The following is a 14,537-nucleotide window of genomic DNA, read 5'->3' on the forward strand; positions in this document are numbered from 1 at the left end:
CGACAGGGCAGTGGGTGTGCTGTCGACTTTCCACGGCGGGGACGGTGTTGCGGCAGCGACCACGGGTTGCCCGAATGTCGCAACACTCGGGGGACGGGAGCAGCGGTCGTGCGGCACTTCAAGGATCTGGGTGCGGACCTGTCGGCGGAGAACAGTGCACTGGCGGAGGCGCTGCGCGCGCTGTTCGGACTGCTCGGCGAATCACTCAACGGGTACGCAGCGCGCATGTACTGCGACAAGGGAGCTGTCTCCCGTTACCTTGCGGGCAGACGCGTCCCGGACTGCTCATGGGTCAGAAGCCTGCACGACGAGGTTCTCGGCAGAGCCGCGGATCCGGGTGCGGTCATGCCGTGGGAGCAACTGGAGAAGATCCTCGACGCCGCCCAGCTGAGCGGCGGGGCGGCCCATCAGAACAGGGTCTTCAAAAGGAGGTTGGAGCAACGGGAGGAGTTGTTGCGGGCCGCGCAACAACTCCTGGAGCAACAGCAACGCCGGGTTCATCCGAGACCCGCCGAGGAGCAACAGGAGACGTCCCGACCGGAGTCGACGCCACTGGCGGCGGAACCGGCCCAGGAGCAACGGGAGACGCTCCGACCGCAGTCGGCGCCGACGGCGGACGAACCGGCCCAGGCGCGACGGCCCCGGCCGATCCCCCGGCAGCTGGCACAGGTGTCGGAGGAGCTGAAGGGCGGACTGCACATGGAGCGTCTGCCGGACCTCCTCACACAGCTCCACGACGTCGACCTGATTGCGGAGGCTCGGGAACTGCTGGGCGTGGCGGCCCGGCGTCCGCTTCCCCAGATGCTCCACGCATTGCGCTGTCTGGAGGCGGCGGGTCTGTCCATGGAGGCCGATCTGCTCATCTCGTGCGCGGCTCTGCGCCCACCGGCCGAGGCCGTGGCCCTCGTGGAGAGTCTGCGGCGCGGAGTGGACGGCATCGACGAGGGATGCCTCGGCAACTTCCTGTCCGCCCTGTCCCTGCGCGAGCCGCCCGCGGTCGCGGAGATCGCGGACCTGCTGGCACCCGAGGCCGCCACGCACACGCTCTGGTGGGAGCTGTTGACCCGGGCCGGCGACCGTTGCGTGGAGGACGTGGCCGCCGTGATGGAGGCGCTGCACGGCACGCGACTGGTTCCTCAAGGGGTCAAGGCGGTGTTCTCCGGGCAGGCCTGCCAGGGCGCCGACCGGGCCTCGAGGAGCGCGAGACTCGTCCGCCTGCTCCACGAGAAGCGGTGCGTATGGCAGCGGGACGCCGTACTGGCGGAGCTCGCCGTGCGGACCAGGGCGGTCCAGCAGGTCGTCGACATGGTCATCGCCCTGCACGAGGTCGGGCAGCACGACCCCGCGTTGCAGCTGGCTCCCGCCGCCGTCCGCGTACGGAGATCGAAGCGATGGCGTGACAAGCTGGCGCACACCCTGGAGCGGCAGGGCCTGCGGACCGAGGCCGGACACGTCCGGCGGACGCCGGTGCCGTGATGCGGTCCGCCTCGAGCGTCCACCCGATGGCAGTATGCCTTCGGCTGCCCGCCCCGGCCGCGCAACCGGCCGGGCACCGGCAGCAGCGGCCGGGCCACGGACCACTCCGCGTCCGTCATGTCCGAGGGATACCGCCGAACACGTTCCGGGTGATCGGCCGCATTCCCCAACCGGTGAGCGACACAGTCACACGTTGGTGCGGCCGAGTTGCACTCCATCTCTGGTGATTGCCGCGGAGGGCTGCCACCCCACTGCGTGAGCCGCAGCAGCGGGATCCAAGGTTGCGTAGTCCCATTGGTCGGAGCTTGCCTCTGGAGGCGTCCCGTCACCTCGCACGTCTCGGCGGTCGACTTGCCGGTGCACGACGGAACGCCGTGGCCGGCAGGCCTCGTTCCCCCTGGCACAGGAGCGGTGGCGCCGGCCCGATCCCGCCGTCCCCCCTCGAAGCGCGGGGGGACGGCGGGATCGGTCGACCAGTCGGCTCAGCCTCAGCAGCCGCCGACCGAGAGGGAGGACACCGCGTTGTCGTAGAGGTACAGCAGTTCCTGCTTCGCGCCCGCCGGGATGCTGTAGGAGTAGCCGTGGTGGTCGGCATCGGTCCAGATGCAGATTTGACTGCTGCTGAGGTTCCACACCGAGCTGGCCCGGTCGTTCCATGCCCAGTCGATGTAGGGGATGTCCACCGGATCGACCGCCAGCACGTCCCCGGTGTTGTCATGGCCGTCGAAAAGGTAGACCCTGCCGCCTATGTAGCCGTCTTTGGGGTTGGTCGAGCGGACCCACACCTCCCAGGTGCTGCTGCTCGGGTTCCAGCGGCACTGGTACTCCGTGTATCCCTGCCCGAGGCCGGACTGACCCTCATCCATGCACGACTGGTACTGGGGGGAACCACCAGCCAGGTGGAAGCCATCGGGGTCGGTGGGGACCGACGCGGACGCGGAGCCCACGGTCAGCGGAATGGTGACTGCCGCGGCAGCGACCACGGCGGCGACACGGGAACGCCATGACTTCATGCATAACTCCTTACAGACTGAGCCGGACCGAACCGGCCGCCGGCTCTGTGCGACGTACACAAGCACGACGGCAACCACCCCTTGAGGGTTCAAGGCGAACGTGGAGATTCCGTGATTGCGGACCGGCAGGAAGATGGTGTCCCTCGGGCCGCCCCGCGCCCTGCTCGCACTGCCGTCGGGTCGGGCTGAACCGCGCTCCGGCCGCATCCGTCGTGCCTGCGTAGGCAGCACCTGATCCACCGATCCGGCGCAAGCGCGATCCGAAGGGCACGCTTCATGCGCAGACGCTCGCTTCTGCTCATTCTGATATTGGTCCTCGTCGGCGCGACGACCACCACCACCATCATCCTCAACCGGCACGACGCCGCACGCATCAACGGTGCACCGGCCGCCGCCGTGGAGGGCACCAGCCACACTCTTACCCTGCGAAACAGCACCGACAGCCGAATCTGGATCGGCAGCAACGTCAACGCGGACGGCTCTGCCGCGCTGACCGGGCTTCCGGCCCTCGACCCGGGCCAGTCCGCCACGATCACGATGCCCGAGCACCAGGGCGCCAGGCACTGGCGCGGCACGTTCTTCGCCCGGCAAGGTTGTTCCGGTGAGGACGGCAGCACCTTCCACTGCGCGGTGGGCGACTGCGGCCCCCACGCCGACCACTGCTCCACAGGACAGCAGCCCACGAGTCTGGCCGAGTTCAACTTCGACTCCGCCGACGTGCTCGCACCCTGGTACGACGTGAGCTACGTCGACGCCGTGTCGACCGCTGTCACCATCACCCCCGACGCCATGACACCGCCCGTGTCCGGGGAGTGCGCGGCGGCGGGCTGCGCGGTGGACCTGCTGGCGTCCTGTCCGCCCGAGGACCTGACGAAGGACCTGGCCTCGGGCAAACCTCTGGTCTGCGTCAACCCGAACCGGGACGCCAAGACCCCCTACAGCGACGCGATCAACCAGAAGTGCCCCACCGCGTACGCCTGGTCGAAGCAGGACGCGGAGCCCGGCAACCGGACCGTGTACCAGTGCACCAAGTGCAGTGGCCTGACCGTCACCTTCCACGGGACCGGCGTCGCCTCTTCCCCCGCCCCGACCTCATCCGCCGGCACCGGCACCACCTACGTCCCCGGTCGCAAGGGCGTCAGCCTCAACCCGTTCGACGGCGCCTCTCAGGCGCTGGCCGACTCGGGCGTCTCCTGGTACTTCAACTGGGCCTCGTCGACAGACGGCGTCACCCCGCCGGCGGGTGTCGAGTACGTTCCGATGCTCTGGGGCCCCGGGTCGGTCACCGACGGCCAACTCGCCGACGCCAAGAAGGAGGGCACCGCACTTCTCGGCTTCAACGAGCCCGACAGCGCCGCCCAGGCGAACATGACGCCGGAACAGGCGCTGGACCTGTGGCCCAGGCTGCAGGACACGGGTCTGCGTCTGGGTGCCCCGGCGGTCTCTTACGACGCCGATGTCCCCGGCGGTTGGCTGGACCGCTTCATGCAGGGGGCCGCTCAGCGCGGCTTGCGCGTCGACTTCATCCCGCTGCACTGGTACGGCGCTGATTTCGGTCCGGACGCGGCCGGCCAGTTGCACGACTACATCGAGCGAGTACATGACCGATACCACAAGCCGGTCTGGCTGACCGAGTACGGTCTGATCGACTTCTCGCAGGGCACCCCCCGATACCCCGGCCCTCAGCAGGAGGCCGACTTCATCAAGGCTTCGACGCAGATGCTGGACGGCCTCGACCACGTGGAGCGTTACGCATGGTTCACGCTGTCCACCCGGACCAGCCCGACCGGCCTGTACGACGGCACGACCGCGAACACCGCGGGCCAGGCCTACCGCCAGGCTCACTGAAGGGACAGCAGCTTCTTCTCGATGTTCACGGCGTCCGGGTGATTGAACTCGGCGAAGATCGCCAGGGCCTGCCGCCATGTCGCCCCTGCCGCCTCGGGTGTACCGACGGCCAGTTGGACGTCGCCGAGGTTGCCCAGGGTGTGTCCCTCCCCCCACCGGTTGCCCAGTTCCCGGTGGACCGCGAGCGCCTGCAGGTAGTGCCGGACCGCGTGGTCGTGGGCACCCAGCCTGTAGTGGACCGTGCCGAGCACGTCGAGGGCGACACCCTCGACCCAGCGGTTGCCACCGTCGCGCAGGACGACAAGAGCCCGTTCGAGACAGCGGGCGGCCTCTTCGAAACGGCCGAGCCGCTGGTAGGCATCCCCGAGGTTGCTCAAGGCGATGCCCTCGCCCCAGATGTTGTCGGTGGCTCGGTTGAGCGCGAGCGACCGGCGGATGTACTCGACGGCCTTGTCGAGCCGCCCTTTCTGAAGGTAAGTGTCGCCGAGGTTGCCCACCACCCTCCGCCTGCCGTCCGTGTCCCCGATCTCCCGGCAGGCGGTCACCGCTCGGTGCAGATGGTCGACGGCTTCGTCGTAGCGGCCCGCGGAGCGCAGCGCCGCGGCACTGTCGAGGAGGGCCTGCGCCTCGCCCCGACGGTCGTGAGCATCGCGCGCGGCGGTCAGGCCTGTGAGGCAGGTGTCGAGCCAGTCCTCCAGGTGGCTGCGCAAGTAGAAGAACCCCCATAGGACGGCGGGCAGTCGCCAGGCAATGTCCGCATGACCGAGCGCGGCCGCCTGGTGGACCGCGCCGACCAGGTTGGACCGCTCGGTCTCACACCAGTTCAGGGCCTCGCCATGGGTCGTGAACGACAGTGGCCGGCAGAAGGCCGGTGGCGGTTCGAGGGGGATCCGGCGGCGGGTCGGGGCGAGCAGCGGGTAGGTGGCATCGGCCGTGTACAGATACCAGGACAGCAGCCGATGGACTGCCGGCTCACGCTCTTGGGATGTCTCCTCTGCCGCGACTCGTTCGGTGGCGTAGACGCGCAGCAGGTCGTGCAGGGTGTAACGGCCGGGGAAGTGCTCGGTGAGCAGGTGGGCACGGGTCAGTTCGAGAAGCGGGGCGCGGACCTCCCGTGGGGTGATCCCGGCGAGAGCGGCCGCTGCGGGCGCGGAGATGTCCGGGCCGCCGTGCAGTCCCAGCAGTCGGAACATCCGCGCGGCCGGCGCGGACAGAGCCTTGTAGGAGGTGGAGAAGACGGTCCGTACGTCCGTGGTGATGTCGTCCCCGGCGAAGATGTCGAGGCTGTCGTGGCTGTCCCGCAGTTCCGCGGCGATGGCGCTGAGCGGAAAGTCGGGATGCGTGACGGCGCGCGCGGCGACAACGGCGAGCGCCAGGGGCAGCGCGGCGCACCGTGTCACGATTTCGTCCACCGCAGCCGGCTCCTCGGTCAGCCGCTCGGCGCCGAGCCGGCGCATCAGGAACTCCCGTGCCTCGACGGGCGTCAACTGAGTCAGCGTCAGTGGATGTGCTCCTTCGCCGACGACCAGACCGGTGAGCTGGCTGCGGCTGGTGACGATGACGAGGCAGCCGGGGGAACCGGGCAGCAGCGGGCGGACCTGCTCGCTGTCGCGGGCGTTGTCGAGGAGGATCAGCACCCGCCGTTCGGCCAGCAGACTGCGGTACAACGCGGCCTGGGCCTCGAGACCGGCGGGCAGCTGCTGCGGGGGGACACCGAGAGCGTCGAGAAGGATACGGATGGCCTCCTGCGGAGGAACCACCGAGCCGGTCGGATCGAAGCCCCGCAGGTTGACGCAGAGTTGTCCGTCGGGAAAACGGTCGGCGACCTGGTGGGCGAGGTGGACCGCCAGGGTGGTCTTGCCGACACCGGCCATGCCACCGATCGCACTGACCGTCAGCGTGGTCGGCGTGTTCCCGTCGCGCGGCAGCAGGGCGAGAACGTGCTCCAGTTCGGCACTCCTGCCAGTGAAGGCGGCGAGATCGGCGGGGAGTTGCGCGGGGCGAGGGGGACTGGCGGACCTGGCGGTAGGACGCCCGACGACGGGTACCTGAAGAGGCTCCTGCGGGTGGATCCTGGACGTACTACGGTCCTGCGACCGGCCCGGGGCGTCGGCGGAAACGGCGCTCCCGGCCGCTGCCACGGCAGTCGCGTCTTCCGAGGGCTCGGCCTCCGCCGGGGCGCCCCACGTGGATGATGCCCGGGCCCTTGCATCCTGCGTGGGTGACGCACCGGCCACGGGGCCTTGTCCGGCCTCCCGGTGGAACAGTCGGGCGTCGGAGGGAGTGACAGGAGTCAAAGACGCGTCCGACGCGAGGATTCGCGCGTGCAGATCTCGCAGGGCCGGGCCGGGTTCCACGCCCAACTCGGTCACCAGGGTGGCGCGCGTCCTTCGGTAGGCCTCCAGGGCCTCTGCCTGTCTTCCGGACCGGTAGAGGGCCAGCATGAGCAGCCGGCACAGCTCTTCACGCAAGGGGTGCTCACGGCTCAGTGACATCAGCTCCCCGATGGCCTCGCCGTGACGGCCGAGGCGGACGTCGAGGTCCAGGCGCTTCTCCAGCGCGGTCAGCCGTTCCTCTGCCAAGCGGGAGCGCTCGGCCTCAGCCAGCGGGCCGGGCAGACCGGCCAGTGGCACACCCCGCCACTTGCCGAGAGCCTCGTGCAGCAGCTGCGCGGCGACGGATTCGTCACCGGCGGAGAACGCGCGCGCAGCGTCCGCGATCTGTCGTTCGAACACGGCCAGATCCAGCATCTCTTCCGGTATCTGGGCCCGGTACCCGTTTCCGACAGAGACGATCGTCCGCGCCGTTCCGACGGAACCACGGTCGCGTTCCAGGACTTTGCGAAGGCGCGAGACGTAAGTGCGCAGAACGGACACGGCGGCCATCGGTGGCTCAGCACCCCATACGGCGTCGATGAGTTCGGGGAGCGTGACAGCCTGTCCGCGGCGCAGCAGCAGTGCGGCCAGGACGGCCCGCTGCTGCGGTGAACCAAGATCCAGTTCAAGACCTCTGTGCCAGGCCCGGACCGGTCCCAGTATGGAGAAACGTATGGTGGTCGAGGTCTCTTTGATCACCCTCAGGATGGTAGTGACACTCGACATGACACTGGTGCCAGGGTGGTGAACTGCTTCCGTTCAGTGACGTCCCTGTTGCACGAGGCGACGGGGACCGGCCTCGTCGGGAGGTTGGGCCTTGCTCCTTTCGTCCACGCCGATCAGGAACCCTGTCCGGCCGGAGCGCCCCTGTGAGCGGCAGCCATCCGGTGGGACCCTCGGGTCCCGTGGTCGATGCGGCGCACCTCACGCATCAGGCCGTACCACTCCCAGGATCTCCATCGATCCCGCTGGTGACACGTACACCCAACGCCCCGGCCGCGGCGCCTGGATGATCTTCCCGTCGCCGATGTAGATGGCGACATGGCTGGCGTCGGAGAAGTAGATGACGAGGTCGCCGGGGCGCATCCGGGTGATCGGTACGTGCTTCAGCCGGGCCCACTGTTCTTCGGAGGTGCGGGGGATGGGGACACCCGCGTGCAGCCAGGCCTGGGAGGTCAGACCGGAGCAGTCGAACGAATCGGGACCCTCGGCGCCCCAGACGTAGGGCTTGCCGAGTTGCTCGGTGGCGTACTCGATGGCCTTCCGGCCGGCGTCGCTGGCCTTGGTGCCGACCTCGTCCAGGATGCCCGTGCCGACCCACTCGGCCTGCTCCTCGGCCTGATCCTGCCGCTCCAGTTCGGCCAGCCGACGCAGTTGTGCTTCCTGCAGCCGTGACTCCAGGGCTCGGGCGTCGGCGATGCGCGCCTCGATCTTGTCGCGGCTCCTGGCCATGGCGCGGCGACTCGCCTTCAGATCCGTCAGTTCTTCAGTGGCCTCGTCCGTACGGGCGCGCAGGTCCTTGCGGGCCGCCTGCAACGCGGTCAGCTTCTGCTGCGTGCTCTGCTGCGCCTGCTGAGCCAGTCCCGCGTCCTCCAAGGCGTGCTCGGGATCGGAGGCGAGCGCGAACTGCACCTCGACGGGGAGTGCGCCACCGCGGTACTGAGCGCGGGCCGCCGCGCCGACCAGCGACTCCAGGCGCGCTGCCTTCAGTTCGGCCGCTCTGACCCGGCCGTTCAACACCGTGATCTTCTTCTGCTGCTCGGTGGCCTTCTCGTCGGCGGCGTTGTACTGCTCGGTGGTCACCTCGGACTGGTGGTACAGGTCGTCCAGTTGGCGACGCACCTCGTCGAGGGTGACCGTATGCGGATCGGGGGCCGCGTGGGCGGTGGGCACCTGTGCCGTCATCGTCAGAGCACACAGCAGGGCGACGGCCGCCTCTGTGCGGTGGCCGTGCGCGCGCGAGATCCGTGTCATGCGGTCCAAAAATCCCTTCGCAGCCGACGTTCTGAGGGCTTCGCCCACACAACGGACCTGCTGGGCAGCCTGGTTCAAGAGGTCCGTGGACGACCTGAACCGCGTTGAATCACCCGCCGTTGTGGTCTGCCGTGGGTCCGAGCCGGTGCCGGGCAGCGAAGACGGCGCTCTGCGGGACAGGTTCGTCGAAGGGAACGAGGAGAGGAGAACGGATGGACATGGAGTTGGTACTGCCGGCGCTGGGGACGGGAATCGGTTTCGGATGCCTGCTGCTCGGCACCCGTGCCCTGCTGACGGCCGTACGGCTGCGGGCGCGCGGCCTGCGGGTGACGGGAGTCGTCACTGCGCGCGACCCGGCGGACCGGCGACGCGGTGGGCTTGTCCTCTACCGCGACCATGTCGGGCGGGAGTTCATCCTCGATCCCGGTGTGTACGCGCCGCTGTGCGGACTGCCTCCGATCGGCCGTTCCGTACCCGTGGTCTATGTACGAGAGCACCCCACGGCGGCACGGCTGTGGACGCTTCGGCATCTGATCGCCCCGTCGTTCGGGTGGTTCCTGTCCTCGACCGTCGCCTTCGGCACCGCGGCGGCGGCCACGTCGTGACGCACCCGGCCGGCGGACGGGCCCCGGCCCGGCGTCCCGCGCGGCTTCGACCGGTCGAGGCCTGCCCACCGGCGCCGTGCCGAGGGCCCGCAGCGTCAGGCGGGTGACCGCGCGCCCGTATGCTCCGGCCGGCGGTCACCCCGAGCGGACGGCGTCGTACGTACGATCGCGGACCGCTGTTCCCGGCGCGGAGCATCCCGCCCGACCGCCGCCGATCGAGGTCACGTCGGCACGGCGTCCCGTTCCCAGCGCCTGCCCTTCGCCGGCGCCGCACCCCCGGGCAGACGGGCTGCCGCCCGTGCGGTGATCGCGTTCGACTCCGCTTTCGCCTGCGCCGAGATGAGGTCCGCGCCAGGCTCCTTGTACCAGGGTCGCAGCCGGATCAGCGCCGGCCGGACGCCGGTGGCGAGCAGCAGGGCGGTGCCCTTGGGCAGGGCACGGATCTTGTCGGGCGGCAGGATCGACTCCTGTCGGTAGGAGTACGAGCGCTGCGACCCGTCCCTGCTGCGGGAGACGCTCGGCGTCTTCACGTCGTGCTGCCCGACCAGGGTGGATATCTTCTGCACGAAGTCCGCGTCGTCCAGGCCCGCGCCGAGCAGTTTGACGGTCGCCGCGCTCCACAGCGCGTCCATCCCGACCTCGCCCCATACCCGGGCTCCCTGCCGGTAGCTCTGCAACAGGGTCACGACGTTGATGCCGCGGGACCCGAAGTGCGAGTACAGGTCGGGCAGATCGGAGATGCGGCAGACGTTGGCGGCCTCGTCGAGGACCGCGGTCAGCGGTGGGTCGAGGCGACCGCCCATGCGTTCGGCGGCCACCACGCCCGCCCGCATCGTCGCGTCCGCGAGGCCCGCGATGACACCGGCCGCGGAGCCGCCGCCGTCCTTGGACAGCAGGTAAAGGGTGTCGGTGCCGACGACGTGCCGGTCGGGGCGGAACTCGGGGAGAAGCGGGTCGGGCGTGACCCAGGCGAGGATCTCCGGGTCGAGCAGGCAGGACACGGTCTGCCTCGCGGTCTCGTAGATGCCGTCCCTGGTCTCCACGGCACCGCGCACCGTGCCCTGCAACTGCTCCGCCATCGCCACCAGGCCGGCGTCGCGCAGCAGGTCGATCGGGGTGCGGTCGGCGGGATCGGCCAGCCAGCCCAACAGTTCCGTGACCGGGGCCCCACCGCGCGCCGCGGCCAGGAAGAGCGCCGTGAGGGTGTTCTGCGCGGCCGATGTCCAGAAGTCCTTCTTCGCGGTGTCGTCGTTGACGGATGCGACGAAGTGCCCGGCCAGCCGGCGGGCGCCCTCGATGGTGCGGCAGTCGCCGAGCAGGTTCCACCACATGGCACGTTCGGTGTGGGCGATGCCCTGCGGGTCGAACGTCCAGACCCGGCCGGACCTCGCCCGTTCGGCGCGGGTGACGGCGTAGACGTCGGACTTGTTGGAGGTGAGCAGGACGGCGCCCTGGGCGCGCAGCACCCGGGGGACGGCGATACCTGTGGACTTGCCGGCTCGCGGAGCCATCAGGTCGAGTTCGACGTCCTCGAAGCTGCTGCGCAACTCGGGGCCGTCGGGGTCGAGGTCGCCGAGGAGGTTGCCGGTCTCGTCCGGGTGGACGTTCTCCCGGCCCTTGAGACTGGGGCGCAGTTCGCGGGCCCGGGCCTCGATGCCCTTGGGGCACATGCTCGCCAGCTCGCGCCTGCCGGCCAGGCCCTTGGTGCGGCTCGCCCGGTCCAGCAGGAGCCGTACGAGGAACGCCGTGGGCAGCGCGACCAGGGCCAGGAGGCCGAGCATGCCACCGTAGACCGCTGTCGGCGAGGCGCCCGGCCACAGGTCGTCCGCACCGCCGGAGGCGAGGCGCGCCGCGGTGGACAGGGCGAACGGCGGGGCGTCCCAGCCATGGCCGGTGACACCGGCTCCGAGGGTGCCGCCGGCCCAGCCGACGGTGAACACGGTGAGGAAGGTTCCGGCGGCGGCCACGATCGCCCAGGGGGCGAGCTCGTGCATACCACCGGTCGAGGGTGATTTGCCGGTCACGCGGTCCACCTCCCCGGCAGGGGCGGTTCCTCCTGGGCGGCTCGCGCCACCTGCTCGGCGGCGTGTGCCACGGACTGCTCGACGGCCTCCTCGTCGGTCGTCCAGCGGGTGTTGGTGTTGTGCAGGCGCCGTTCGGCGTCGGTGATGGCCACCTTGATGGGGATGCCGGGCCGGCCGCCGACCTTGATGAGGAAACGGCCGCGGCCGGGCGGCTCCTCGTGTTCGCCGGAGACGCCCCAGCCGGGGGGCGAGGACCAGGACGACACGAGTTCGATCTCACGCCGGGACAGGCCCACCACCTTGCCGAGATCCTCCATCTCCGCCTTCGGCAGTCCGGCGCACACCACCATCCCGGCCCGCTCCACGAAACCGCGGGCCTTGGCACGGTCGGCGTCGGTGCCGAGCGCCTCGGCGTCCTTGAGGGTGTGAGTGATCTTGGCGTCTCCCAGGCCCAGGGACCGGTTGAGACGGGTCAGCGCGTCGATGCGGTCGACGATGCCGGAAGCGGCCCGCAACGGGCGCCAGAGCTCGTCGAGGACCGTGAAGAACCAGCGTCTCGGCGCGAGTCCGGCGTCGGCCAGCGCGTGTGAGGCGGCCACCGTGCCCAGCCCGTCGGACCAGGCGGCGAGCATCGCGGCGGCGGTCAACTGGGTGTCGGCTTCACCGATGCCGGAGATGTCGATGCACACGGCGGGTGCGTCCGGGTGGATGCGGGTGGATGTCTCCGAGGCGAAGGTGTCGCCGAGCGGACCGTCGAGGATGCCCAGCAGTGAGCGGTGCAGCGGGTCCACGGCGTCGCGGTAACGGGCGTCGTCACCTCGGTCCAGGGTGACCGCGCGCACCCGTTCGGGACCCTCGGTCAGGACCCGCAGGAGGTCGGGGAGCAGCACCGCACGGCCTTCGGGGGTGCGTTCACGCAGGTGGTGCAGGACCGCGGAGAGCACCGACTGCTCGTGGTCGTCCATGGGACGGCCACGCACGATGGTGACCAACGCGGCGACCATGTTCAGCACCCGGCCGTGCGTCTCGGCCTTCAGGACCTCGCCCGCCTGGCCGCCGATCCGCGCGGCCGCAGCGCCCATGGCGCCCGGGTCGAGCACGTTGATGCCGCCCCGGCCACGGCCGATGGAGATCACCTGGCCGCCCAGAGCGCGCACGGTATCGGCGTAGTCGGGTTTGAGGTCGCCGAGCACCAGGGGTACGACGCCGGTCGCACTCAGTCCGATCAGCATCCGGTTGATAAGGGTGGACTTGCCCAGGCCCGGCATGCCGAGCATGAACAGGGACGGATTGGAGATGTAGCGGGCACGCGTGAACCAGTTCAGCGGGTCGCCGCAGACGGTCGCGCCGGTGAAGAGGTGCTGCCCGAGCGGCACACCGGTCATCGGAGATCCGGAACCGGCGGCAAAAGGCCACATGCCGCAAGCCTGCACGGTGGTGGCGCGCCACATGGTCGGCGGATCCATGTAGCCGACGCGGCCGCCGCCGGGGCCGTACCAGCCGCGCGGTGGGACGTAGAGCTCTCTGGGGCGGGCCGGCTTCTGTCCGCCGGACCGGCCCTTCTTCCCGGACGTCTCCCGCATCGCGGCCGACAGGCTCGGCGGTGCCGCGCCGTGGCCCGCCCGCCACATCGTCTCCTCGGCGATCCGGTCCTCCCGCTCGGCCTTCTTCTCCTCGCTCCGGCGGCTCACAGCGCCTCCTGCAACTCGTGCGGTACCAGGGTCTGCTCCCACGGGAGGATGCCGACGGGCAGCGTGCAGCCGAACGCCGCCGCCTGCATGCGGTCGGCCGGGCGCATCAGCACCCGGGACGCCGCGGTCAGATTGCGGACGGCGACCGTCGCGTCGGCCAGTTGACCGATGTCGTCCACGGTGACGGTCAGCATCAGCGAGAACTCCACGAGCCCGGCACCCGCGGCCTCCTCCGACGCGGTCTGCTCGGCCGCCCGCACCTCGGAGGCGGCGCGTGCCTGCACCATGCCCCGGCCCGACGTGGCCATGAACTGGGCGGCGCGTCGGTCCGCCTCGACGATCCGCGCCGAGGTGGCGGGATCGAGAGGCCGGTAGACCAGCGCGACCCGCTTGCGGCGGGTGCCGGGACTCGCCTCCAGCAGGCCCCTGAGCACCGACGAGCGGACGGTGCCGCGCGGTGCCAGCGTCAGCAGCCATGTTCGTGACACCCCGGAGTCGTGCTGGTAACTGTTCACGGTCTCCACGGCGGCGGCCGGTCCGGCGTCCTCCCACTCCAGGCCCGTACCGCCCTGCTGCGCACGGGCCTGGAGCACGTCGGCGGCCACCGCCGGGTCGTAGGCGACCCGCACGACCTCGGCGATGTGCTCCGCCGACAGGGGGTACGCGGATCCGCCACCGGCCGCGACGAGCCCGCTGAGCAGGCCCGGGATGCGGACGGCGAGGTCGGTGACCACGTCGTCCTTCCTGCGCCTGTGGCCGCCGGGCGCGCCGTAGGTGAGGGTGACGTAGGTGTGCATCTCGGAGGACGCGGTCGGGTAGCGTTCGACGACCTCTTCCATCACCGCACGGGCGGCGGAGGGGGCGTCGGGCCGGATGCGGGGCAGCACCTCGTTGGCGAGGGCGGTGCCGGGGTCGGGTGCGGTCTCCACGATCAGGGAGGCACCGCGCAGCCCGGGTTCGTGGGCCAGCCGTGCCAGCCACTCGCCCCAGAGAGCGACCCAGACGTCGATCTGGTCCGGGTCGACCAGGGAGCCGCCGTCGGGATCACAGCCCAGCACGATGGTGTACAGGTCGCGGCCCGGGTGGTGCAGGATCCCGAAGGGGCGGTCGTACGCGTCCCGGCCCTCCATGGCGGTGACCTTGTTCAGCAGGCCGGGCGGGCGGAAGCGTCCGCCCGGCCGCACGGACAGCGGGCCGGACACATACAGATGCGCGCCCCTGGCCCTGCGGCGGCGCCAGCCGATGCGCAGGGCGAGCAACTGGTAGACGTTGCGCCCGTCCTGGGTGCGGATGGCCAGCGGCGTCAGCAGCAGCACGACCGGAACGAAGACGACCAGCGCCGCGTACAGCGATATCAACGACGCGAGCAACGTGACGACGAGACCGCCGAAGACACCGAAGGTACCGACGAGCCCGAGCGGCCCGAGCCCCGGCCGCCGTGGCCTGCGCCAGTTCCCGTAGGTCGGATGGGTGGCGACTTCCGTGGACATGGGTGTCCGTTTCCCTTCGTGGAGCGAGAGGCGTGGCGTGA

General features: G+C 70.4%; 9 protein-coding genes. 3 read left to right on the plus strand and 6 right to left on the minus strand.

The window, feature by feature from the left end:
• Window positions 1-108 precede the first annotated feature (108 nt).
• The gene (locus ACWC24_RS08355; RefSeq protein WP_450662034.1) at window positions 109-1,476 is read left to right on the plus strand and encodes a hypothetical protein; all 1,368 of its coding nucleotides are present in this window, start codon (window positions 109-111) and stop codon (window positions 1,474-1,476) included.
• 488 nt (window positions 1,477-1,964) lie between these two features.
• Here the strand turns inward: ACWC24_RS08355 and ACWC24_RS08360 are convergent, their stop codons facing one another.
• Window positions 1,965-2,489 (minus strand): peptidase inhibitor family I36 protein, encoded by a 525-nt coding sequence (locus ACWC24_RS08360; RefSeq protein ID WP_450662035.1) that lies wholly within the window; start codon window positions 2,487-2,489, stop codon window positions 1,965-1,967.
• Between the two features lie 276 nt (window positions 2,490-2,765).
• Between ACWC24_RS08360 and ACWC24_RS08365 the strand changes: the two genes are divergently transcribed.
• Window positions 2,766-4,337, plus strand: a complete 1,572-nt coding sequence (locus ACWC24_RS08365) for a glycosyl hydrolase (protein WP_450662036.1) — start codon at window positions 2,766-2,768, stop codon at window positions 4,335-4,337.
• Here the strand turns inward: ACWC24_RS08365 and ACWC24_RS08370 are convergent.
• Together ACWC24_RS08370 and ACWC24_RS08375 are read right to left on the minus strand one after the other, a co-directional pair.
• Complete coding sequence (locus ACWC24_RS08370) at window positions 4,331-7,411, minus strand: AfsR/SARP family transcriptional regulator (RefSeq protein WP_450662037.1); 3,081 nt, start codon at window positions 7,409-7,411, stop codon at window positions 4,331-4,333. The two genes, ACWC24_RS08365 and ACWC24_RS08370, sit on opposite strands and share 7 nt — an antisense overlap.
• A 225-nt stretch (window positions 7,412-7,636) precedes the next feature.
• Window positions 7,637-8,686: an NlpC/P60 family protein gene (locus ACWC24_RS08375; protein ID WP_450662038.1), complete on the minus strand. Its 1,050-nt coding sequence runs from the start codon at window positions 8,684-8,686 to the stop codon at window positions 7,637-7,639.
• A gap of 212 nt (window positions 8,687-8,898) precedes the next feature.
• On the opposite strand from ACWC24_RS08375, the gene ACWC24_RS08380 reads away from it, so the two are divergent.
• Window positions 8,899-9,291: a hypothetical protein gene (locus ACWC24_RS08380; protein ID WP_450662039.1), complete on the plus strand. Its 393-nt coding sequence runs from the start codon at window positions 8,899-8,901 to the stop codon at window positions 9,289-9,291.
• A gap of 221 nt (window positions 9,292-9,512) precedes the next feature.
• On the opposite strand, the gene ACWC24_RS08385 is transcribed toward ACWC24_RS08380, so the two are convergent.
• The 3 genes from ACWC24_RS08385 to ACWC24_RS08395 all read right to left on the minus strand — a co-directional run bounded on the left by ACWC24_RS08385 (window position 9,513) and on the right by ACWC24_RS08395 (window position 14,496).
• Complete coding sequence (locus ACWC24_RS08385; protein ID WP_450662179.1) at window positions 9,513-11,285, minus strand: type IV secretory system conjugative DNA transfer family protein; 1,773 nt, start codon at window positions 11,283-11,285, stop codon at window positions 9,513-9,515.
• Window positions 11,286-11,311: 26 nt separating this feature from the next.
• Window positions 11,312-12,898 (minus strand): ATP/GTP-binding protein, encoded by a 1,587-nt coding sequence (locus ACWC24_RS08390; RefSeq protein WP_450662180.1) that lies wholly within the window; start codon window positions 12,896-12,898, stop codon window positions 11,312-11,314.
• 104 nt (window positions 12,899-13,002) lie between these two features.
• Window positions 13,003-14,496 carry an SCO6880 family protein gene (locus ACWC24_RS08395; RefSeq protein ID WP_450662040.1) on the minus strand — a complete coding sequence of 498 codons (1,494 nt, stop codon included), beginning with the start codon at window positions 14,494-14,496 and terminating at the stop codon, window positions 13,003-13,005.
• Between the last annotated feature and the right edge of the window lie 41 nt (window positions 14,497-14,537).

The sequence above is a fragment of the Streptomyces sp. NPDC001443 genome (assembly GCF_053597355.1).

Coding starts and splice junctions, on each gene's coding strand:
- ACWC24_RS08360 (WP_450662035.1), bottom strand. CDS start 2,489: ATGAAGTCATGGCGTTCCCGTGTCGCCGCCGTGGTCGCTGCCGCGGCA.
- ACWC24_RS08365 (WP_450662036.1), top strand. CDS start 2,766: ATGCGCAGACGCTCGCTTCTGCTCATTCTGATATTGGTCCTCGTCGGC.
- ACWC24_RS08375 (WP_450662038.1), bottom strand. CDS start 8,686: ATGACACGGATCTCGCGCGCGCACGGCCACCGCACAGAGGCGGCCGTC.
- ACWC24_RS08380 (WP_450662039.1), top strand. CDS start 8,899: ATGGACATGGAGTTGGTACTGCCGGCGCTGGGGACGGGAATCGGTTTC.
- ACWC24_RS08385 (WP_450662179.1), bottom strand. CDS start 11,285: ATGCACGAGCTCGCCCCCTGGGCGATCGTGGCCGCCGCCGGAACCTTC.
- ACWC24_RS08390 (WP_450662180.1), bottom strand. CDS start 12,898: ATGCGGGAGACGTCCGGGAAGAAGGGCCGGTCCGGCGGACAGAAGCCG.
- ACWC24_RS08395 (WP_450662040.1), bottom strand. CDS start 14,496: ATGTCCACGGAAGTCGCCACCCATCCGACCTACGGGAACTGGCGCAGG.